Source organism: Marivirga harenae, from assembly GCF_030534335.1.
Taxonomy (GTDB): domain Bacteria; phylum Bacteroidota; class Bacteroidia; order Cytophagales; family Cyclobacteriaceae; genus Marivirga; species Marivirga harenae.
Window position 1 is genome coordinate 250,370 of the sequence record NZ_CP130565.1, and the last position, 22,271, is coordinate 272,640.

Below are 22,271 nucleotides of genomic sequence, written 5' to 3' on the forward strand. Positions count from 1 at the left end.
TTTTTTTTTAAAATATGGCGTTTAGACCGATTACAAAGTAATTTCCTCGTTGGATTGAAAGCCCTTGCTGTCCAGTCCACTGATTTCTTCCAGGTGTACCTTGCTGAATTACATAATGGGCGATCCATTTAAGTCTGTGTGTATTCTGGTAAAAATTAAAACCTACATTATAAGTATCATTGCTTCCAGAAAAAGATCCTACTGCGTGTGCTTCTTTTTGTGCCATCGCCTCTTCAGCACCATTGTATTGCATCCACATTACTGTCGGCTCTAAAATTTTTCCGTCTACAAGTATGTTATATGAAGCCCTAATATGGCCTGTGTTAGCGTTGTACACATTCAGACCACCAACACCCTTATCTCCTCCTTCGCGGCTGAGTAAATGCCAGTCCCCATCAATGTTTAATGGACCCCAGTTTAAAAGGAAGTCGGCACTAAGAGAAGTGTTTAGATCAAAGAGACCTGTTTCGCCCTGATAGCTACCACCGAGACCTATTGAAAGACCATATCGTTCATTGTAATAATTGGACTTATATCCTATTGTATATTTACTCATTTCAGGATCACCGAAATTAAACACTGTCCGGCCCACGAATAGAGGAGCTGCAGAAGTACCGACTGAATTTTGTCCACCAGGTAGATCGGTTGTTACTACAGGATTAAAAATTCCCGCATTGTAATTGATCTGAAAACCTTCCGTGTCATTGAATAGAAGACCCCCGACATTGATACCTGGTGTTCGCCCAGACCCAATACCTGTCAAGTGAAATCTAATATAATTTTGCTGAATAGCCTTGTCTCCGGAAGTGGTGGCAAAGCTTGAAGTAATACTTTCCCTACCTAGTTGCGGTCTAAAATAACCCCCCGTTATGATTAGGCTCTCACTATCTGATAATTTCGCATGGAAAAAGGCATCCCAAATACCAAATCCTACATCATGTACTTCACTAGGACCAAAACTTGCATTAAGCTCATCTTTACCTACACCATCATAAAATGTAACTAAAGTGAAGTTGAGCCAAGAGTATGGATTAGCTCTAAAACCTAATCGAGCACGCCTTAAGTGGATATTGAAGCGATTTTCTACATCCTCAAAAGTGCCATCTCCATCCAAATCTGCTCTCATGCCTATTGTCTGAACACCCCAAAGCTGTACCATCATAAACGGATCGATCTTGAAATTAGGATTCTTTTCAATCCAAGTCGGTTTTTTTGCCTGACCGTAAGAACTGAGAGTATCTAGTACAGTCAAAAGCACCAAAACCAGTGTTACTCTACTTATTTGTTTTTTAAAATTCATTAAATAAAGTCACGGTCAGAAATTTTACACATTTCGACCATTATAAACTACAAGAAAAAGAAATCTCAGGAATCACACTGTAACTAATGCTACATATAATGGGATATGTGCAGGTTTCTTTACTTGAAAATATTTGTTATTAAAATCATGTGGTGGCTAATATTTGAAAACTATTGCCAAAAAAGTAAATGCAATAGTTATTTAGTGAGAAGGGGAAATCCTTTGATACGGGGGAGGGCAAAAATAACAGATTGAAAATACTATCAGCTAATGAAAATATAGAAATCCCATGACGGGCAATAGTGAGCGCACTGCAAGATGGTTTCATAAGAGATTCAATGCTAAACCATTCATTAAAGTATGTTGAGTGCATTTACCAAAAGCACCCTCACTCCTATTATGAACACTAACACTGCAGTTATTACTTTCATCCCGCTAGGTGAAAGCTTTTTAAAACTTAATCGAACACCTACTTGCCCTCCTGTCAAAACAGCTAAACCAAGAGCTATAAGCATAGAAACAGGTGCATTAAAAGTTTGAGAGTAGAAAAGTCCTCCTAAGCCAGAGATTGAATTAACTAAAATGAAAAAACTCGACAGTGCAGCTATTTTAACAGATGTCCCCCATTTTAAGTAATATAAAATAGGTGCAAGAAAAATACCACCCCCAATGCCAACCATACCAGACACAAATCCTATACCAGCACCCAATATATAGTGTATGAAAGCAGGATACTTCTTAGTTACTTCTCGCTCAAAGCCTGAATAGTTTTTGGCTTGCCAAATCAGGAAAATCGCAGCAATTATTAACACGCCACCCAGTATCACAAAAAACACTTGCTCTTCTAGTTTAAACGAGGCTCCAGCAAAGGCCATAGGTACACTAGTGATTACAAATGGAAAGAAATCAGCTATTTTAAAATGCCCTTTTTTTATAAACCAATAGGTACTTCCAACCACGACAATAATATTGCATACCAAAGCTAATGACCTCATTGTAAAAAATGAAACTGCCAATAAGGCAAGAATCGCTAAATAGCTAGAACCACCGCCAAAGCCGACTGAACCATATAATACTGCTATCACGAAGAAAAGAATACATAAAAATATTATACTCGTTAAGCTTAAAATCATAGTGTTTTTTAAAAATATATGAGGCAACTTCTAATTCAAACCGTTATATTTATGTGAATATAACGGAAATTTTGATTACTGTAGAAAAAGCCATATCGCTAATTAAAGAAAACGTACAATGCACTTCTAAAACGGAGATGATCTCCATTGAAAAAGCAAAGGGATATGTACTGGCTGAAGATATTGCTGCACCTATAAACCTTCCTCCCTTTAGACAATCAGCCATGGACGGTTACGCTTTGCATTTAAGCGATACGGATACTTATACTGTTAGAGGCGAAATAAAGGCAGGTGATGTACCATCAATTGATCTTTCTGCTGGAGAAGCTGTTCGTATTTTTACGGGAGCTCAAGTTCCAACAACAGCAGATACAGTTGTGAAGCAAGAACTAACTGCCAAAGATAAAAATACGATCAGAATTGAAGGGGAAATTACTTTAGGAAGCAATATTCGCCCGATTGGCGAGCAAATTAAAAAGGACACGCTCGCACTCCCTAAGCAAACAACACTCTTTCCAAGCACTTTAGGTTATTTGGCCGGTCTGGGCATAACGCAAGTACTTACCTACAAAAAACCAACCGTTGCTATAGTAGTAACAGGTAATGAATTAGTAGAAATAGGCACGCCCCTGTCGGATGGTAAAGTATATGAGAGTAATGCTATAATGCTTAAAAATGCACTAGCCAGCTTGGGTATTCAGGAAGTTATAATTCAAAAAGTAACTGATGAGTACCATGAAACGGAAACGATTTTAAATAAAATGCTCAACAATTACGACTTTACAATCGTCTCCGGTGGTATTTCAGTGGGTGATTATGATTTTGTGGGCGATGCCCTTGCAGCCATAGGTGTTGATGAAGTCTTCTATAAAGTCAAACAAAAGCCTGGTAAACCGCTGTACTTTGGTAAAAAGAATAATCGTTTTGCTTTTGCGCTGCCTGGTAATCCTGCTTCAGCACTAAGTTGTTTTTACGTATATGTGGCTTTGGCAATTACCAGGTATTCGGGAAAGGAAAGGTCTGATGTACTTAGTCAGAGGCTTACCGCTGTCAACAGTTTTACTTCAAATGGAACTAGAGCGCAATTTCTTAAAGCGCTTGCAACAGCAGAAAAGGTTGAAATATTAGATGGTCAAGCATCGTCAATGCTTCGGTCTTTTGCGGTAGCAAACGCATTAGTTTATTTGCCAGAAGGTGAACAAACAATAAATAAAGGAAGCGAAGTTAATGTACTTTTATTACCTCAATAAATTATGAGCTATCAGATAAAATTCAAATTATGGATTGAAGCAGATGAATATTCCTTTTTAGGCAATGGTCGTATTAAACTGTTAAAGGCAGTAGACGAACTTGGCTCTTTGAGCAAGGCCGCTAAGCACTTAAATATATCTTACAAGAAAGCGTGGGATCTCATTAAAAGTGTCAATGATGCAGGAGAAGAAGAAATGACGATCACCACAACGGGAGGAAATACTGGTGGTGGCATGAAACTCACACCATATGCAAAAACAATGATTAGTCAATTTGAGCATTTACAAAATCAGACCGCTGATTTTATTGATCATCACCCTTTTAATAAGAAGTAAAATGAAGCATAAAATACATATTAAATATTTCGGTCAAATTGCAGAAGCGACCAACAAGACAAATGAATATCTTGATGTAGAGAAAAGTAGTGTAGAAGCTGTAATCAGTCAGTTAAACAACTCCTATCCTGCTTTAGTCTCTCAAGAATTTAATGTAGCTCTCGATCATAAGATCGTGGATAGGGAAACAGAAATCTCGAAAGATGTAGAACTCGCATTATTACCACCATTTGCGGGAGGCTAAAACAAAGTGATCGATAACGAAAGATACATAAGACAAATCCTACTTCCTGAGATAGGAATAGAAGGACAGGAAAAGATAAGTACTGCAAAAGTATTAGTGGTAGGAGCCGGAGGATTGGGGTGTCCTGCCATGCAGTACCTAGCTTCTTCAGGTGTAGGTACAATTGGTATTGTAGATTTTGACAAGGTTTCTGCTTCCAATCTACATAGGCAGATCTTATATTCGATAGATGATATAGGTGTACCCAAAGTAGATGTAGCAAAAAGACAATTAGAGAGAATTAATCCAAATTGTATCATTAAGAAGTATGACGTAATGTTATCTACTGAAAATGCAAAAACTATCATAAATGATTATGACATTATCATTGATGCAACAGATATGATTTCAAGCCGCTATTTAATAAATGATACCTGCCTAGAGATGCAAAAGCCTTTTGTCTATGGGGCTGTATATAAGTATCAAGGTCAGGTGTCTGTCTTTAATCTGAATAATGGACCTACCTACAGATGTCTTTTTCCAAATCCTCCAATATCAAAAATTAAAGATTGCAATGAGAGTGGCATTCTACCTGTACTGCCTGGCATTATTGGGCTGATGCAAGCAACCGAAACGATCAAAATTATCACAGGATTAGGCAACCCATTATCTGGCACTGTTGGCTTATTTGATATAAAAACAATGCAATGGGAACATATTAAACTTTCGAGAAAGCAGACCATATAAAACAATTAATATAATGAGTAAACCAAAAAATGTATTTGTTCAAGGAGCTATAACACCAGAATTTATTGCAAATTCAATTGCAAAACACCAATCTAAAACGAGCATTGGTGCTCATAATATTTTTTTAGGTCAAGTCCGTGCAGATACAATAGATAAAAAGACTGTTACAGCCATTGATTATAGTGCTTATGAAGAAATGGCTAATAAAACCTTTCATGATATACGAGAGGCCATATTTGAAAAATACAATATTACCTGTATGCATATCTACCATAGCTTAGGTATTGTAAACGTTGGAGAGGTTTGTCTTTTTGTATTTGTCTCTGCCCCACACAGGAAAATTGTTTTTGAAGCTTTGGAAGAAATTGTAGAAGCGATCAAGCAAGAAGCTCCTGTATTTGGAAAAGAACTATTTGAAAACGGAACACATCAATGGAAAGTGAACAATTAAAATGGTAGATATCACGCATAAAAGCAGCACACTACGTATTGCAATGGCTCAGGCAACAGTAAAGGTGAGTAAACAAGAGACAATCAATGCCATTAATGATGACCTGGTCCCTAAGGGAAATGTTTTTGCTATGAGCAAAGCGGCTGGTCTCTTGGCTGTAAAAAAAACACCTGAGTTACTTCCTGACTGCCACCCCATGCCAATAGAATTCACTGGCATAGAATACGCAATAAACGGATTAGAGATTACTATAGTCTTTACAGTTAAGACGATTTATAAAACTGGTGTAGAGGTAGAAGCAATGCACGGTGCAAGTATAGTAGCGCTTAACATGTATGATATGCTGAAGCCAATAGATAAGGGTATAGAAATACAGCAGATAAAATTGCTGGAAAAGCGCGGTGGGAAAACTGATTTTAAAAAAGACCTAGAGCCTGCTATTAAAGCTGCCGTTGTAGTTTGTTCCGATACAATTGCAGCAGGCAAGAAAGAGGATAAAGCAGGTAAAGCAATCATTGCCAAATTAGAAGCAGTAGGTGTTACTATTACAGACTATCAGGTAATACCTGATGAAAAAGACCTTATCCAGGAAAAGACAAATACTTACCAATCAAGCGGACTAGATTTAATAATATTTACTGGTGGTACAGGACTTTCCCCTAGAGATGTGACTCCAGAAAGCTTACAACCATTATTGCAACGCTCCGTCCCTGGAATAGAAGAAGCTATACGCAGTTATGGACAATCACGCACTCCTTACGCGATGCTTTCAAGAAGCACAGCTGGAATGATAGGCAACACGCTAGTGCTTGCATTGCCAGGATCAACAAAAGGGGCAACAGAATCTATGGATGCAATCTTTCCTGCCGCCCTTCACATTTTTAAAGTTGCCCAAGGTGCTAGGCATGACTAACGATTTAAAGGAAAATATATGCTAGAAGATAGTTTTGGAAGGAAACACACTTATTTACGTATCTCGCTTACAGAGCGATGCAATTTGAGATGTAACTATTGTATGCCTGCAGACGGCATACCGCTGTCTCCCAAGTCGCACTTAATGAACGCAGATGAGATATATTCCATAGCCAGCACATTTGTAAAGGCTGGTGTAACAAAAATACGTTTGACAGGTGGAGAACCCTTGGTGAGAAAAGATGCCAGGGACATACTAAAGAAATTGGCTTCATTACCCGTAGAACTTGCGATAAGCACAAATGCAGTTACTACAGACAGACATATTGAAGATTTTAAAAAATTAGGTATCCAAAATATAAATATTAGTCTTGACACATTAATTCCAGAACGTTTTAAGCAAATTACGCGGAGAGATTACTTTGAAAAGGTTTATTCAAACATTTTTCAACTGCTAGAGCATGGATTTAATGTAAAAATCAATTGTGTGCTGATGAAGGGAGTCAATGATGATGAAATTATTGATTTCATAAAACTTTCAGAAAAGCATTTACTCCACATTCGATTTATTGAGTTTATGCCTTTTGATGGCAACCGATGGAATATGTCCAAACTAGTTTCGCAGCAAGCGATACTAAATTGTGTAGAAAATGTATTCGAGAGAGAAGCAATAAAGCGCATTGCAGACCGACCCAATGATACCTCGAGAAATTATCAGATTAAAGGTTACAAGGGCACATTTGCAATTATTAGTACAGTTACGAATCCTTTCTGTGATTCATGTAATCGCATACGGCTAACAGCAAATGGTCAAATTAAAAACTGTCTATTTTCGGCTAACGAAACAGACCTGCTTTCTACTTTAAGGGGAGGTGAATCTATAACCCCCTTAATTGAGAAAGCAATACAAGGAAAGTTTAAAAGCCGAGGCGGGATGGATACCCTAGAGAAATTTAAAGACCCGGCCCAACACGGACAAAACAGGAGTATGATAGCTATTGGCGGTTAATTACCGATGCTTTTTTAAGTCTTAAAAATTCGTAGGTACACATTATTATGGAATTCGTTAATAGCAAATAAACCAAAATCTACAATACCACCATATACTGGAATCTCCCCCTGTTTTCGGTAAACGACAATTGGCACTCTCATTTACAAGCAAGAGCCCACATCATCCTATTAATAGACAAGGTAGTACAGTTTTCTTGCTAAACAATTAGGGTATTAAAAAAGCTAAGAGTAAATGAAGATGTGATTTTTGCAATTTAATCACATGCAAGAATGTCAAATCCTGGAACTTGAGGTTTTAGATGGAGCGGGAGTTTTTCTATCCAAAATTAAATCTTGTGGCACTTTTCCTTTTGTTTTTCTTAATGAAAGAGAAAGTCAAAAGCATTACTATGAGAAAATCTAGGAAATCTGCTGACCGGTCAAGTCACTTCTTCTCTGGCTCACATCACTCCTGCCCATACCCATAAATCAAAAATTTCCTTGGAAATTCAGGCCTTGTAGTATTATTAATACCTTGTCGCAATAAAAGGGGAGGTTCAAATCCAAGATGGGATGGATATCCTACAGAAATTCAAATATCCATCCCAACACAGGAAAAAAATAGAGGTATGATAATTTTCGGTTACTGATTAATTTTGACCTTTTTTAAATCCGTAAGTATTCTGATGAACAAAATCTTTTGGGAATTCCTCTACTCCAGGAAAACCTAAATCTATTGTACCGCTATCTTCAGGAACATAGTTTGTTTTGAAAATATAATCCCACAGACTCAAACTTATACCAAAATTTACACCGTATTTTCCTTCCGGCAATGTATAAGCATGATGATATAAATGCATCACAGGATTATTAAAAATGTACTTCAAAGGACCCCATGTTAGCTTTATATTCGCATGGTTAAGGTGTCCGATCGTTATAGCTGCAAAGTGGACAATATATGCTTGCGCTGGCTCAAAGCCAAATAATATCATCACCCCGAAAGTCTTTAGAGGTTTGTATAATATATTTTCCATCCAATGATAGCGTAAATGTGCAGCAAATCCCATTTCCTTCACACTATGATGAACCTTATGGTATTTCCACAAAAACGGGTATTTATGTAATAAGACATGAGTGAACCATTGCACGAAATCTAGAACCACAAAAAAGATAAGAAGTTGTGCCCACATCGGCCAACCTGCGGGTTCAAATAGCGCAAGTGAACTTTCGGATATCCCTAGGTCTTCGAATCCAAGTTGTAAAATTCTGTAAAAACCACTTATAACAATCGCAAAAACAAAGAAATTAAAGAACATATAAGAAGCGTCTAACCAGAAATCTTTCCTAATAATGGATTGATTTTTTCTCCAAGGAAAAGCTATCTCCAAGCCCCACACTACAAGGGAAATCACAATAAGACCCCAAAAATAATTGGTATACCATGGCACCTCGAATAAGATCGACTTCCAAGTCCAATCCAAAGTACCCATAAATGAATTCACAAACGCATCTATATATTTCTCCATAACTAGATTATTAAAATTACTAAGTTGTTAAGTTTGAATATTGTCTTGTTCATAAGGTAAATCATTTAGGATACGCCATTATGTCTAAGAACAGTAATATATTTTTAGTCTTTATATTTTATTTTTTTTAAAGCATGTAAATGAAATAAACGCGCCTCTATGGAAAAGGAATTAATCACTAATCCTCATTTTATTTTAATCAATCAATACAAGATCTACTTTATTTAATTCGCATTTTCAACCTAAACCTTTATCTCATTTTATATTTACAGCATGCCTCAATCAAAGCATTTTACATTATTTCATGCTACTACTATTCCTTTTTTCCGTGTTCTTCATTAGCAGTGCTTGAGTATATCTAAAGACCACTTGTTTATCGAAATAGTTTTGCTAAAACTCTATGAAGGATTCACTTTGGGTATTTTCAATGCTTTACTCATTGGTCCACTTTGTATTAGGTTTACCATCTCTACAAACGGAGAAAAATAACACAGAAAACACTATTTTAATTCTCCAATTGATACCATTCTATATTTGCTAAATTCTCGCGTCTTCCTTTATCTGAAACAGGATAATTTGAAACTAAGTATTCAACAATAGCTTCTTGATTTTCCCCTAAATCCCATAATCCTTGTGTTTCCTGCATCCATTTTATTGTTGCATTCCAACGCTCCTCGTTCATCCTATTTGCAGTTACTAACTTAGAAGAATGGCATCCAGTACAGTTATTGACCACTAACATCAAACCTGGTGCATCAATTAAGCCGGTTCGAACGTGAATACCGTCTTTAATTAGATCTTGATCTGTTTCTTGAACAACTGCCACAGCAGGCGCTTCTTCTTCAAAAGTAAAAATATTGGGATTTTGATATAAAATAGTTACAAAAACACCCATCACTACAATAAAACTAAGGCCCGTAAGTGTTAAGTGGTATAATCTTTTAACTTTTTTAAACAATTCTTCGTCCTTCATAAATTATTTCACTTTAACTGCAATTCTGTGACAAGCATTATTTAAATAACCCTTAGGATTCCAACCAGGTAAAAGCATTGGCTGCGATTGACCTCTTTCATCTGTTGCTCTTGCCCAAACTTCATAATACCCTTTTTTCGGAAATTCAACTGTGGCAGAAAATTGTTGCCATGCTAATCGATTTACAGGTTTTTCAATTGCACATTCTTTCCAGGTTGAGCCAAAATCTATGGAATATTCCATTTCAGAAACGGCTAACTCTCCAGCCCAAGCGTGTCCTCTAATCTGTAAAGAATTTCCCTCATCAATCATTACTCCAGTTTTAGGATAGGTAATTAAAGATTTTACTGGCATAGATTCAATGATACACATATCTTCATCTTTCACCTTTTCCCCAGGGGCAACAGGCTCACAAGGTACCCGATATGCCTGCCCCAACATTTTTGTACCATCATGTACCTGATCTCTAATGCTTATTCTATTAACCCATTTGCCTGAAACAGAAGCAGGCCATCCCCCTGCAACTAAACGCAACGGATATCCATGTACTAATGGGATATCTTTTCCGTTCATTTCAAATGCTAATAATGTTTCATTTTGAAGTGCCTTTGCCATTGGTGCTCCTCTGGATATAGGTTCTTTACTAGGATTTCTGCTCAAATGCATATCTGCAGCGTGGAAGCCAATGTAGACTGCATCATCCTTTATTCCAGCATCTTCTAGCACATCCTTCAAACGGACACCTGTCCAATTAGCGCAATGCACTGCACCTACGGTCCACTGATTCCCTTTTGCCGGAGGATTAAACTCACTTCTTCCGTTTCCTCCACACTCTAATGTTAACTGATAAGTGTGTTTTTGAAATTTAGATTTCAGCTCAGCAAGCGTGTACGTCTTTTTTTCTTTCACAGACTCACCGTCAATGGTCAGCGTCCAAGTACTTGCATCTATATCTTCAGGAACCAATCCATTATTTCTAATGAACATTTTCGATTCAGGTGTTACTTTGTCATCTAATAAATGAGCCTGAGCTTCAATATTCCAAGGTTTATCATTTAAAACAACCATCTCGTTGCTTTTATTGAACATTTTAAATGGATCAGGATCTTGAAGTGCTAATGGCTTATAACCTTCAATTATATTAGAACCAAATACAATATCTGCTCCTATAATGGTAGCAAACGAACTTAAGGTTGCTTTTTTAACAAAATCTCTTCTTTTCAAAATTATTATATTTTTATATCCAGTAAAATAAACGTTTAAGCGCAACTTCAGAATAAACCAAAAAAATAGATCGCTACAACTAACAATATATAGATAAACTCCAGACTATTGAACTCCAGATTATTAAAAGTAGCAATTTCACAATTTGCACTAAGTAACTTAAGTTACACACTTGAGCCGTGCTAGGCTGAAAACTAAAGCAACTTAATTCAGAAGACATAATTGCAAATCATCAGCATACTAATGCTAGAAACAAGTATTGGAAATGTATCTTCAACTCAAAATATTCAATCTCAACCCAAAAAATCAATATTGATTTCTCAGAAGAATTGATAAAGAGCATAAAAATATGTTTTGTAATGAATAATTAAAATTGGTTTTACTTAATCTTTTAAGACTATCAAATATGCCAAGCAAACAGAAGACTTTTCGACTAAGGCCATACCCTCGTGGGTTCCATTTAATTGAAAATGAGAAGGGAAAAAAGAAAACATCCCTCGGTGTCTATAAAAAAATAATTATGAAGTATAGATTATAATGCTGCGAGGGAGAACTAAAGCAGTTGCGTCTAAAGAGAAAAATAAAAAGACATGCAACATTTAATTAAAGCTCTATCGCTCGTACTGATAATATTTTCAACTTTTAAACTAAGCGCTAATGAGCCCAAGAAATCTTCATTTTCACTTATTGAAAATGTGACTGGCGAATGGATAATTAATCTAAACGCATCTATTACCGCCTTCCAATATGAATTAGAGTTTCAAGAGCGTGCAACTAACTATACTAGTATTGAGGAATTTAAACAGGTACTACTTAAGCATATCAAAGAAAGTATACACTTGACTATTAATGGAGGAATCAAACCTATACTTTTAGAAGGAGAAGTAATGGTTGATAAAACGACCACTGTAGCCTTCAAACTTGGTGGGCTTCCTGACCATATCGAGCAAGTGTATCTAAAAAATGAAAGTTTCACTCACATAAATAGTGACAAATTTATTTTTATTATCAGTAAACTGGGGCTTGCAAATCAAGAATTCATTGTCAGTACTGCAACTAACAACCAGTTAAATATAATTATCAATGAAAATGAAATCACTCCTACAGCAATCCCCATTAAATCTAACTTATCCAGTATTTCTATCCTTGCAACCGCAGTAGGTTTATTAGTTTTTATTATTGCGAAAGGTCAAAAATTAACTGGGAGAAAGATGGATTCCTATTATTATTAACAACAATTTGGTGATTAATGATGGAGACAGTCTAGAGAATTTACTTTAAAAAACTACTTCCTGCAAATATTTTGTAGTCTATGCCTCACCCAAGGCATCGGTCTGTCACTAATTTTTTTCCACGCTTCATCGAAAGATGCATTGCTAAAAAATACCGTAAGTATTTTTTTTGTATATTTAAAAAATGCAAATCATCTATTAATAATACAAAATGGGGGAGTATTATAACTATTTGATAAATCTGGGGATGCAGCCAGAATTAGATAAGCTGGAAATCAATCGAATTAAGCTGATTAATTCTGTAGCTTTCTTTTCTACAGCTACTTGCTTGGTAATTGGAATATTAACTATTTTCGAGGGTTTACTGGTTCAATCGGTCTTCATATTTACGGCAGGTGTGCTATTTGCAGTCACCTTCATATTTAGCTACTATCATAAACATCCTCAAGGCAGAAGCTACCTAGTAAGTGTTGGATCTCTCCTCATTATCGGCCTGGCAGTTAATGCTTATCGTAATCAATTATATACTGACACTGAAAATATTTTATTTGCCTTTATGGCTTTATCTATCTTAATTTTCAGTGGTCCCTCTCAACATTATCGCTATTGGGTTCTATTTGGCATCATCATTTACTTAAAATTCCTTAAGGCTCAGTATAGTAGTCAGGTGTTAGACCTATCCTTCTATATCTTAATACAAAACACCACAGTTCTTGCAATTTTACTATATTCTTTCCTCGTCTATTTTTATCGCGCGTTTACAAGTTCTGTGAAAGCTTTGGATGAATCTGAAAAAACACTTTACAATTTAATTGATAATGTCTCCCTTTTCGTTGCTTTATTCAATCCGGATGGGACATACAAAGTGGTGAATCGGCATTATGAAAAGGCTTTGAATCTGAAAAAAGAACAGATTCAAGGAAAGCGTGCGCAAGAAGTATTTCCTCAAGATATTGCCAATTGGCAAAGCGATGTAGTTAAAGAAGCAGTGAGAACAGGAGAATCCATTAAAACCAAAAAGTCCTTTCTATTACCAAATGGCAGTTCTTTTGTAGGTTTTGGAAGAGCAAACCCCATAAAAAATGCTAATGGCGATGTAATTGCTGTAGCTGGATACATTAATGATATCAGCGAACTAGAAAATATAAGGCGAAAACTGGAAGAAGTAAATCAGTCAAAGGATAGAGTATTTTCTATCGTTACGCATGACATCAGAAGTCCATTAAATACGTTTGAAGGAATCTTAAATAGTACAAGATATCAAATCATTACTTCCGAAAACTTTGGTGAATTCATTGAAAAGCTAAAAAGTGAATTTACTCCCATTAAAGAGACTATAGATGATTTATTTCGCTGGGCAAAGGCTAATATGGAAGATATTGAAGCTAATATAATAGAATTTGACTCAGATAAAATAATTAAAGAAATGATTGAAGGTAGCAGTTCACTTGCCAATCAAAAAGAAATTAAAGTGGAAATTAAAGGTGAATGCTTAAAATTAAAAATGGATCCCGACCATTTTAAGATAGCGCTCAGAAATTTAATTCAGAATGCAATTAAGTTCTCAAATATTGGCGCTACCGTCACTATTAATCAATATCAAGACACTAAAAACTTATTTGTGACTGTTGAAGATGAGGGGATGGGAATATCAAGCGAACAAATAGATGCAATTAAAAGCGGCACAGCATGCAAACCCAACTACGGGACAGCAGGGGAATTAGGCTCAGGTATTGGTCTTTCAATGGTAAAAGAATTGTTAATCAAAAATAGGTGCGATTTGCATCTACAAAGTGAAATGAAGAAAGGGACGATTTTTTCAATAGTTTGCCTAAAGCAAGTATAATATTCCTTTCCCATCCGTGTAATAGCTACGGTCAATCAATAACTGTTGGCACAGGCTTTTCAGAGTCAACAATTACTTATTTCAGGTGATTAGAGTACAAATAAACCAAAGGTTACTCTTTTCGTCTTTAAACTGCAGTGTTGTCTATAATTTTCATTTATTTCCATTATTAAACTTTAGATCTTTCTTGTTACTAAAGCAAACACCGAAATGAATACATTACAAAAAACATTTACACTTCGCCCGTACCCTCGAGGCTTTCATCTGATAGAAAGAGAAATTGAAGAAAATATGCCTCAACTAAAAAATATAAAAGCTGGCATCGCCCATGTCTTTATTCATCACACTTCTGCTGGGCTTACTTTGAATGAAAATGCTGATCCCACCGTTAGAGGAGATTTTGAGCGACATTTCAATAAGATGGTGCCCGAGAACATGGATTATTACCAACATACTCAAGAAGGCGCAGATGATATGCCTGCTCACATCAAAGCTTCTCTTTTAGGCAGTTCAGTAAGTGTACCGATTCAAGAGGGCAAACTTCTAACAGGAACTTGGCAAGGTATCTATCTTTGCGAGCACCGAAATCATGCGAGTGGGAGAAGAATTACGATTACTGTTATGGGAGATTAATTTGATCCATACAAATGTATATCGATATTTTTAGGATTCCTCTAGCCTGTTCTCAATCTTAGGATTAAGTTGCACCAGAGCTTTTGATAGTGAGGTTTTATCCTTTGGAGAAATGATAACACTACCGAATTCACCATGCTCTATTTCAATTCGATCAAAAGAGGGAGCTGGCGAGGAAAAGACGCTATTAGTTTTTGAGATTTTCTTTATTTCGTCAATCTTAATTGCCCTAAATGTGATAAATCCCATTCTAATATTTAATGTTTTATTTGCAATAGTATACACGGTTTGCATAAAAATATACAATATAAAGACATACATCACGATCATAAACGCAAGCGCAATTATTACCGTCTGACTCCATTCTGTTGTACTACCATTAACTAAAAATGGAGCGAAAAAGATCACGAAAATAAATAGTAACAATCCGTAAGATACTTTAGAGGGGTATTTCGTTTTCATTTGCTATCATGTAATGATAAATCTTGGTGAAATATAGAGAATTACTCAGTCTACAAAAATAATTTCTTCTGTTTCTTCTGTAAAAGTTTCACCAGATTCCAAAGTTGCAGTTACTTGAAAGCTTGCCTTTTCATAGATACTATCATAATCTACTAGCAATAAATCTAAAGAAAACTGGTCTTGATATTCATTCTGTATTTCTATTAAATCTTTTACACTAATTATCTCAGAATTAAAATTGCTTCCAAAATTAGTAGTTACATCTATCATTTGGTTCCTATCCTCTTGATTAATCATCAGGATGTTTAAATCTTTTAATTTGTCAGAATAATTATAAAGCGGAGTGGGACAATCTAAAGCATTTGCCTTGTTAAAACCGAAATGAAAGGATGATCTTTGTTCTGAAAGTGCGACTTGCTCGTGCTCTAAATAGATTTCAAGTCTGAAATTCTCTGTTCGAATAGTATCTTCATCCAAATTCAATCGACTATCTATTTCAGCACCAGTCCTTAAACTTAAACCGGTGTAAAACATCTCAAATGTAGGGATTGGCCCACATTTCTCACAAGAAAGTAGGAATTGGATTGCAAACCCACCAACAAGTATTAATAAGAGTTTTCTAAGCATGAAAATGTTTTTGAAATAGACCCTGCAAAGTAATTAGTGGTTGTAATACAAATAATTTATTAATCCTCAATAGTGCGAAAAGTGAGGTTCACCCTAGGAGTCAGTACTTTTTTGGTCGGTGGCAATCGATGTAGCCAATGTAATTGAGTTGTGCCTTTCATGACCAAAAGGCTTCCGTCCTCAAGCCAAATTTCTACTTTCTCTTTTGAATCTTTATGTTTAAAGGCAAATTTCCGTTCGGCTCCAAAGCTGACAGAAGCAATAGCACCATTTTTCTTCAAGTCTTTTTCTCCATCGCTGTGCCAGGCCATCCCCTCCTCACCGGAGTGATATAAATTCAATAAGCAAGAATTATAGGTTTCTCCTGATCGCTTCTCCACTTCCTGCTTTATTTCTTGGAGAGCAGGTGTCCAGAGTTTCGCATATTTTGTAACTTTAGAATAAGTATAGGAAAAAGGTTTCTCTCCGTACCAAGCTACTTTTCGTTTGGTGATAATTTCTTTTCCAAAAATAATGGCTTTATCGTGCTCCCATTCTATTTCATCAAAGAGCTTATGGTAGAAAAGGGAAGATTCATTATCACTGAAGATTCTACCATGGTAATTCACGGTGCCATCAAAAGGAAGTAGATTTTTACCAGCATCAAAAGGTTGGTCAAATAACATCATATAGGTAAAGCATTCAAGATAACGAAGAAAGGATTTAGCAGTTCGGGCAAAACATGCATTTATTTCTCTTCTGGTAATTCTACCACAATTTCATTCTTCCGATTAAAAAGCTCATATGGAGCATTGTAACCAAACATATAGAACTTATTAGTGTAAGTTATACCATTTTCTTCCAATGACGCAATCAGCTTCTTTTTATTCTTTTCAATTTTGCTATCATCAGCCCATCCTCCAAAAGTGATGGCTGCCATTCTTCTCTGAGCTTGTTCTTTAATTTCAATATTTGACTGATTGGGTTTTGGCAAATCTTCTTTCTCATACTTTTGAGGAACCAAAAAACCCATAGTCATAGAGTCCTCCAACGACATACTTACAGGAGAGGTCATAGCAATTTTTTCATTACTGTCATTTCCTCCAAAGATGTATGCTGCAAGCATTGAAAATCCTTTGCTAGACATTTTCTTATAACTACTACCTGGAAGCTTTACAGATGTGAAAAGACTCTTTTCATAAGAGCGGATCTCAAAGTTCTCGAACTTACGAACCACTTCATAATCATAGGTTTCAATACCTTTTTGACTATATATTGCAAATACCTGTACGAAAATAAAGACTAAAACAAGTACTGCTATTACAATAAACACAATTTTCATACTTAGTTAACGTCATTCTTCAATCTGATGTTTCTGGTTTCAGTCCACTCAATCAAGATTAGATCTGTAGACCGATGCAGTGATCCTGGCTACCAAACTACAATGAAAGCAAGTCTATGTCATAACGCCTGCAGAATTGAACGTTCGCTTTCAAAGGACATCCCACGGTGAACAAATCATAAGATTCACAGTTCTTTATTATTAATGTTTTATGCATATTTCAATATTGTATAAACCATCTTTAATCTAGGCCTAAATGGATCTCAAAATTGAAACATATTGCTTTTAAAGAGTAATCTTATTAAATTAAATAGAATCATTTAACGAGACTGAATGAAGAGTACCATCTGCTTATTTTTTTTATTTGCAGCAGCTAGTTTTTATACTCACTGTCAGGAATTGGATAATAAAAAGTGTAGCTCAAAAACGGAAGATATCCTATCACTGGCACTTGAAAAAGCTCAAGAAGGAAATTCTGAAACAGCAATAGCCCTATTGCAAGAGGGATTAGGGAAAAGTCTAAGCGTTTCTTGCAAGGGTAAAATATACTTGCAGTTGGGGACTATCTATCACAACTCTAATCAATTGGTCCAGGCAGTAAAATACCTTGACGAAGCTGCAAAAATCTTTGCCGCCAATGGCATGCCAAACCAACAGATATTAGCAATGAATATTATTGGGGGGTGTTATTATCTGTTAGGGGACTATGATATAAGTGCCAAAAACACATTAAAAGCGATAAGAATTGCGAAAGAGAACCTTAAGTTTGACCTTTTAGGAGAATTATACAACAATTTAGCAGGTTCCTATCTAGAACTACAAATGAATGATTCAGCACTTAAATATGCTGAAATCTCTATCAAAATGTCAACAGAAGAACAGGATCGTAGCACATTGCTTCATGCGTTATCAACTAAGGCAGAAATTCAACTTAAGCAGAAAAACTATAGTGAAGCGGAACGAGAGTTTGAAAGGGTGTTGGAACTTGGAAGAAAAGAAGGATTACTAAATCCATATATCGAATCTAATTGTTTGTATGGCATAGCTAGCTCAAAATTTATGACTCAACAATATGTGAGTGCGCGTGAATTTGGAAGAAAGGCTTTCCAACTCGCAATTTTCGATGAACACTTAAAGATAGCTGAAAACAGTGCGAAACTTTTGTACGAACTGTGGAAGAGATCGGATCAAAAAGATAGCGCTTATCACTATCTAGAGCAATTGGTATTACTTCAAAAGAGAATTCAGCCCAGTGAAAACCTTAGTCAACTGAATAGATTCAGGATGAGGCAAGCGGAAATTCAAATTACGGAAAAAGAAAAGGAGGCGGAGAAGCAAAAATACTACACCACATTAGGTATCATCACTGCAGTCTTACTTTTTCTTTTATTTATTTCAATTTTCTTGTTTTATAGGAACACCAAAAGACTGAATCGAAGATTACAGGAAAGTAATCAAACGATTAATACAGCCAATTCTCAATTAGCCATCCAAAGAGATGAATTAAATAATCTAAATAAAATCAAAGACAAGATTTTTTCGGCAGTTATTCATGATTTTAAAACGCCAATGAACACTTTGGAAAGCATGCTAAATATGCTAATCAAGAAATACTTGACTCCTGAAGAAGCTTCAGAGCATTCAAAAACACTTCTTGAAAAATTAAAAAAATCAAAACTGGCTATCAACAATACGATAGCATGGATTAAAACTCAACTTGAAGGCTACGAAGTTCAAAGGCAAGTGATTCAATTAGGTGAGTTTGTTAATGAAATTAAAAGTTATCATAGTAGCGAATTACAAAAAAAACAAATAAAGATAAAGACAAATATTAACGAGGAATTAATGTTTTACTCGGATAAAGAGTTACTTTTTATAATACTAAACAATCTTGTTTCCAATGCTATAAAATTTTCTGATAAGAATACCGAAATAAAAATTATTTCGGAGGAATCATCTGATCGTTTAAATATCACGGTAAAAGACGAAGGTATTGGCATGAAAAAGTCTGATTTAGAAAAGATACTTTCTTTAAAATCATTATCGCAAGAGAGTGGAACAGAGCATTCAGGGTCTGGTTTGGGTTTAAGAATTTCAAATGAGTTGCTTACAAATATAGGAGGCAAAATGTCTGTAGAAAGTACTAAGGGTAAGGGAACATTGTTCTCTGTGCGTATTCCACTGCACAAAACCTCATAATTCCCTTAGGCTAAGATCTAAATCAATGGAACCAGTAGTAAGGGTATCTTTGATTTTTTTATTAATCCATTAGAAACACTTTCCATAAATGCCTTGTACAAAAAGTTGTGATCATGGTGCCCCGTAATAATTAAATCCGCATCTAATTTCTTGGCTTCTTTAATAATCATTTCTACCGTAGCTCCTTGAACTAATAAAGCCTCCGATTCTACTCCTTTTTTAATCAGTTTCTGTGAGTACTTTTGAAGCAAATGATGTTCTTCTCTAAGCTCGGAAGCACGCATTGCCCTCACATATTGTGGACCAACTCCATACCCTACAAAATCAGGCTCTGGTGCAGCTATGTGTACCAACCAGATTTTAGCATCAAAAGCTTTCGCAAGTTCAAATGCCTTATCTAATAATAGTTGCTCCTGCTCTTTAAAATCGATCGATACAAATATATTTTTCATAAGGCTTTTAGTTAGATACTAGTTTGTAAAATAACGATTTTTAAGCCAAAAAGATAATCTTATGTTTTATTCTTCAACAAGTTCAATTGCTAATGACCCAAACTCTTCATTTGGATTGTCAGTATACAGCTCATAGGAATATTTACCGTTCTTTAAGGGAGTTTCTCCAACATAATCAAACGGTTGAATTGTAAGAGTGTTTCCCTTAATTTCTAACTTAACATAAGCATATCGATAGGCCGTATCAAATACTTTATAGTCAGAGGATTTGCCACTTTTCAAATCTCCGAAATCAACGTTTCCAGTTGAGGTATTCACGACAATGTTCTGGAAATTAAAATCACTTTTATTCACCAAACGAATATTTACCGCTGCAGGGTTGATGTTAGATTCTGAACAACCAAAGACCACAATGATTGTAGCAACAAAGAGTAGGATGTTTTTCATAAAACATAGACACTAAAAAACTCATTCTGGTTGTAATAATATCTATTTTAGAAAACAAAAAGAGCCAGATAAACCGGCTCTTTTCTCTACTTTCAAATGTCAATTTTCCTTTTTTCTCAAAAAAGCTAAAAGCGGCCTGCTCCCTAGTGCCAACCTAGGTGGTGCTTAGCTAGTCCACACTTTTACATCCTCAGGGCTTACGCTCGGAATATCGAGCTTCATTTTCTTTTTCAAGCCTGAAATTTGATGATGTAATTTAGTATGCTTCATTTCTTTTAGTTCTTCTACCGTTTTGATTCCTGCTTCCATCACTACTGGAGCCCATTCTTTAGGAACTCCTGCTTCAACAAAATCAGCTTCTGTTGCTACTTTAGCTTTTTTCTCTGGCTTCATTTGAGGGAAGAATAAAACATCTTGTATAGAGTTGCTATTGGTCATAATCATACTTAGACGATCAATTCCGATACCCAAACCTGCTGTTGGTGGCATACCATACTCCAGCGCACGCAAGAAGTCCTCATCCAGCATCATAGCCTCATCATCTCCCCTTTTACCTAATTCTAATTGCTCTTCAAATCGTTGGCGCTGATCAATTGGATCATTCAACTCGGAGAATGCATTACAAATTTCTTTTCCATTACAAATGGCTTCAAACCTTTCCACTAAACCTTCTTTAGTTGGGTGTTTTTTAGCCAGGGGAGACATTTCAATCGGGTAATCTGTTATGAAAGTTGGCTGAATTAATTGCGCTTCACATTTCTCACCAAAAATCTCATCGATCAACTTCCCTTTACCCATAGAGTCATCAATTGGAACATGCAGCTTTTCGGCCGTTTTCCTCAACTCCTCCTCATTCATTTCCGAGATATCAATACCAGTAAAATGCTCAATGGCTTCATACATGGTGTATCTTTTCCATGGCCTTTGGAAATTAATTATGTTCTCACCTACTTTTACTTCTGTGGTTCCGTGAATATCCATGGCTACTTTCTCCACCATTTCTTCTACCAAATTCATCATCCACTCATAGTCTTTGTAAGCAACGTACAACTCAACTTGTGTAAATTCGGGATTATGAAAACGGGACATTCCTTCATTTCTGAAATCTTTTGCAAATTCGAATACGCCATCATATCCACCAACAATTAATCTTTTTAGGTATAATTCATTGGCAATTCTTAGATATAAAGTCATATCTAAGGTATTATGATGAGTTTTAAATGGCCGTGCTGCTGCTCCACCATAAAGTGGTTGCAAAATAGGAGTCTCAACTTCTAGGTATCCCTTATCGCCTAAAAAATAGCGCATAGAGTTTACCAATTGAGTCCTTTTCCTGAAAGTATCTCTAACTTCAGGATTCACAATCATATCCACATAACGCTGACGGTATCTTTGCTCCGAATCTGTAAAAGCATCGTGTCTTTTTACATTTCCTTGCTCGTCAGTAGTTTCTTTAGTGATAGGCAATGGACGTAAAGACTTGCTCAATACAAAAAATTCTTTTACGTGTATTGAAATTTCACCGACTTGCGTGGTAAAAACATAGCCCTTGATACCTATGATATCACCGATATCTAATAATTTCTTGAAAACGGTATTATAAAATGTCTTATCTTCATCTGGACAGATTTCATCTCTGTTCACATACACTTGAATTCTACCCGTACTATCTTGAATCTCAGCAAAAGACGCTTTTCCCATGATTCTCTTGCTCATCAAACGCCCAGCAATGCTAATGTTTTTATAATTCAGCTTATCGCTATCATAGTTTTGTTTGATATCTTTAGCGGTCACATTAATATCAAATGTTTCTGCGGGATAAGGATTGATCCCCAATTTCTGTAGTTCTTCCCTACCTTTTCTTCTTTCAATTTCCTGTTCGCTTAAATGCATCATTTTTTGCTAATATATTTTGGAATCGCCTTTCTACTATTTTAGTCTGCAAAGATAGAAGAAAGTTGTTTAAATTTTGATACTTAATGGCTAG

The 22,271-nt window shown here is 35.8% G+C and carries 23 protein-coding genes; 11 read left to right on the top strand and 12 right to left on the bottom strand.

Translation table 11 applies throughout. The annotated features are described in order from the left end of the window. Positions 1-7: 7 nt before the first annotated feature. Complete coding sequence (locus Q3Y49_RS01115) at positions 8-1,300, bottom strand: porin family protein (RefSeq protein WP_303270370.1); 1,293 nt, start codon at positions 1,298-1,300, stop codon at positions 8-10. Positions 1,301-1,653: 353 nt separating this feature from the next. After that, entirely contained in the window at positions 1,654-2,433 is a 780-nt protein-coding gene (locus Q3Y49_RS01120; RefSeq protein ID WP_303270371.1) for a sulfite exporter TauE/SafE family protein, read from the bottom strand. Positions 2,434-2,486: 53 nt separating this feature from the next. On the opposite strand from Q3Y49_RS01120, the gene Q3Y49_RS01125 reads away from it, so the two are divergent. The 7 genes from Q3Y49_RS01125 to moaA are packed head-to-tail and all read left to right on the top strand — an operon-like array spanning position 2,487 to position 7,361. Next, the gene (locus Q3Y49_RS01125) at positions 2,487-3,683 is read left to right on the top strand and encodes a molybdopterin molybdotransferase MoeA (protein WP_303270372.1); all 1,197 of its coding nucleotides are present in this window, start codon (positions 2,487-2,489) and stop codon (positions 3,681-3,683) included. A gap of 3 nt (positions 3,684-3,686) precedes the next feature. Beyond that, positions 3,687-4,019, top strand: coding sequence for a winged helix-turn-helix domain-containing protein (locus Q3Y49_RS01130; protein WP_303270373.1), 333 nt, complete (start codon positions 3,687-3,689; stop codon positions 4,017-4,019). A gap of 1 nt (position 4,020) precedes the next feature. After that, entirely contained in the window at positions 4,021-4,263 is a 243-nt protein-coding gene (locus tag Q3Y49_RS01135) for a MoaD/ThiS family protein (protein ID WP_303270374.1), read from the top strand. 6 nt (positions 4,264-4,269) lie between these two features. After that, positions 4,270-4,989, top strand: coding sequence for a HesA/MoeB/ThiF family protein (locus tag Q3Y49_RS01140; protein WP_303270375.1), 720 nt, complete (start codon positions 4,270-4,272; stop codon positions 4,987-4,989). A gap of 13 nt (positions 4,990-5,002) precedes the next feature. Next, positions 5,003-5,440, top strand: coding sequence for a molybdenum cofactor biosynthesis protein MoaE (locus Q3Y49_RS01145; protein WP_303270376.1), 438 nt, complete (start codon positions 5,003-5,005; stop codon positions 5,438-5,440). A gap of 1 nt (position 5,441) precedes the next feature. Further along, on the top strand, positions 5,442-6,353 hold the full coding sequence (gene moaCB, locus Q3Y49_RS01150; RefSeq protein WP_303270377.1) for a bifunctional molybdenum cofactor biosynthesis protein MoaC/MoaB: 912 nt from the start codon (positions 5,442-5,444) through the stop codon (positions 6,351-6,353). A gap of 18 nt (positions 6,354-6,371) precedes the next feature. Next, on the top strand, positions 6,372-7,361 hold the full coding sequence (gene moaA, locus Q3Y49_RS01155; RefSeq protein WP_303270378.1) for a GTP 3',8-cyclase MoaA: 990 nt from the start codon (positions 6,372-6,374) through the stop codon (positions 7,359-7,361). A gap of 631 nt (positions 7,362-7,992) precedes the next feature. On the opposite strand, the gene Q3Y49_RS01160 is transcribed toward moaA, so the two are convergent. From Q3Y49_RS01160 to Q3Y49_RS01170, 3 genes are all read right to left on the bottom strand, one after another. Continuing rightward, positions 7,993-8,868 carry a sterol desaturase family protein gene (locus tag Q3Y49_RS01160; protein WP_303270379.1) on the bottom strand — a complete coding sequence of 292 codons (876 nt, stop codon included), beginning with the start codon at positions 8,866-8,868 and terminating at the stop codon, positions 7,993-7,995. 505 nt (positions 8,869-9,373) lie between these two features. Beyond that, positions 9,374-9,841: a hypothetical protein gene (locus tag Q3Y49_RS01165; protein WP_303270380.1), complete on the bottom strand. Its 468-nt coding sequence runs from the start codon at positions 9,839-9,841 to the stop codon at positions 9,374-9,376. A gap of 3 nt (positions 9,842-9,844) precedes the next feature. Further along, positions 9,845-11,065: a sulfite oxidase gene (locus Q3Y49_RS01170; RefSeq protein WP_303270381.1), complete on the bottom strand. Its 1,221-nt coding sequence runs from the start codon at positions 11,063-11,065 to the stop codon at positions 9,845-9,847. Between the two features lie 590 nt (positions 11,066-11,655). On the opposite strand from Q3Y49_RS01170, the gene Q3Y49_RS01175 reads away from it, so the two are divergent. The 3 genes from Q3Y49_RS01175 to Q3Y49_RS01185 all read left to right on the top strand — a co-directional run bounded on the left by Q3Y49_RS01175 (position 11,656) and on the right by Q3Y49_RS01185 (position 14,776). Next, positions 11,656-12,297 (top strand): hypothetical protein, encoded by a 642-nt coding sequence (locus Q3Y49_RS01175; RefSeq protein ID WP_303270382.1) that lies wholly within the window; start codon positions 11,656-11,658, stop codon positions 12,295-12,297. A gap of 247 nt (positions 12,298-12,544) precedes the next feature. Next, complete coding sequence (locus tag Q3Y49_RS01180) at positions 12,545-14,143, top strand: PAS domain-containing sensor histidine kinase (RefSeq protein ID WP_303270383.1); 1,599 nt, start codon at positions 12,545-12,547, stop codon at positions 14,141-14,143. A gap of 210 nt (positions 14,144-14,353) precedes the next feature. Continuing rightward, complete coding sequence (locus tag Q3Y49_RS01185) at positions 14,354-14,776, top strand: secondary thiamine-phosphate synthase enzyme YjbQ (RefSeq protein WP_303270384.1); 423 nt, start codon at positions 14,354-14,356, stop codon at positions 14,774-14,776. Between the two features lie 30 nt (positions 14,777-14,806). On the opposite strand, the gene Q3Y49_RS01190 is transcribed toward Q3Y49_RS01185, so the two are convergent. Genes Q3Y49_RS01190 through Q3Y49_RS01205 form a run of 4 tightly spaced genes read right to left on the bottom strand, consistent with a single transcriptional unit; the run spans position 14,807 to position 17,186 of the window. Next, positions 14,807-15,238, bottom strand: a complete 432-nt coding sequence (locus Q3Y49_RS01190) for a PH domain-containing protein (protein ID WP_303270385.1) — start codon at positions 15,236-15,238, stop codon at positions 14,807-14,809. Positions 15,239-15,283: 45 nt separating this feature from the next. After that, complete coding sequence (locus tag Q3Y49_RS01195) at positions 15,284-15,865, bottom strand: hypothetical protein (RefSeq protein WP_303270386.1); 582 nt, start codon at positions 15,863-15,865, stop codon at positions 15,284-15,286. Positions 15,866-15,924: 59 nt separating this feature from the next. After that, positions 15,925-16,533 carry an alpha-ketoglutarate-dependent dioxygenase AlkB family protein gene (locus Q3Y49_RS01200; protein ID WP_303270387.1) on the bottom strand — a complete coding sequence of 203 codons (609 nt, stop codon included), beginning with the start codon at positions 16,531-16,533 and terminating at the stop codon, positions 15,925-15,927. 59 nt (positions 16,534-16,592) lie between these two features. Next, on the bottom strand, positions 16,593-17,186 hold the full coding sequence (locus tag Q3Y49_RS01205) for an SOUL family heme-binding protein (protein ID WP_303270388.1): 594 nt from the start codon (positions 17,184-17,186) through the stop codon (positions 16,593-16,595). 666 nt (positions 17,187-17,852) lie between these two features. On the opposite strand from Q3Y49_RS01205, the gene Q3Y49_RS01210 reads away from it, so the two are divergent. After that, on the top strand, positions 17,853-19,385 hold the full coding sequence (locus tag Q3Y49_RS01210) for a tetratricopeptide repeat-containing sensor histidine kinase (protein WP_367892467.1): 1,533 nt from the start codon (positions 17,853-17,855) through the stop codon (positions 19,383-19,385). Between the two features lie 17 nt (positions 19,386-19,402). Here the strand turns inward: Q3Y49_RS01210 and Q3Y49_RS01215 are convergent, their stop codons facing one another. The 3 genes from Q3Y49_RS01215 to lysS all read right to left on the bottom strand — a co-directional run bounded on the left by Q3Y49_RS01215 (position 19,403) and on the right by lysS (position 22,177). After that, positions 19,403-19,837 (bottom strand): universal stress protein, encoded by a 435-nt coding sequence (locus Q3Y49_RS01215; RefSeq protein WP_303270390.1) that lies wholly within the window; start codon positions 19,835-19,837, stop codon positions 19,403-19,405. A 66-nt stretch (positions 19,838-19,903) separates the two neighbouring features. Then, positions 19,904-20,284: a hypothetical protein gene (locus tag Q3Y49_RS01220; RefSeq protein WP_303270391.1), complete on the bottom strand. Its 381-nt coding sequence runs from the start codon at positions 20,282-20,284 to the stop codon at positions 19,904-19,906. A gap of 165 nt (positions 20,285-20,449) precedes the next feature. Beyond that, the gene (gene lysS, locus Q3Y49_RS01225; protein ID WP_303272083.1) at positions 20,450-22,177 is read right to left on the bottom strand and encodes a lysine--tRNA ligase; all 1,728 of its coding nucleotides are present in this window, start codon (positions 22,175-22,177) and stop codon (positions 20,450-20,452) included. Between the last annotated feature and the right edge of the window lie 94 nt (positions 22,178-22,271).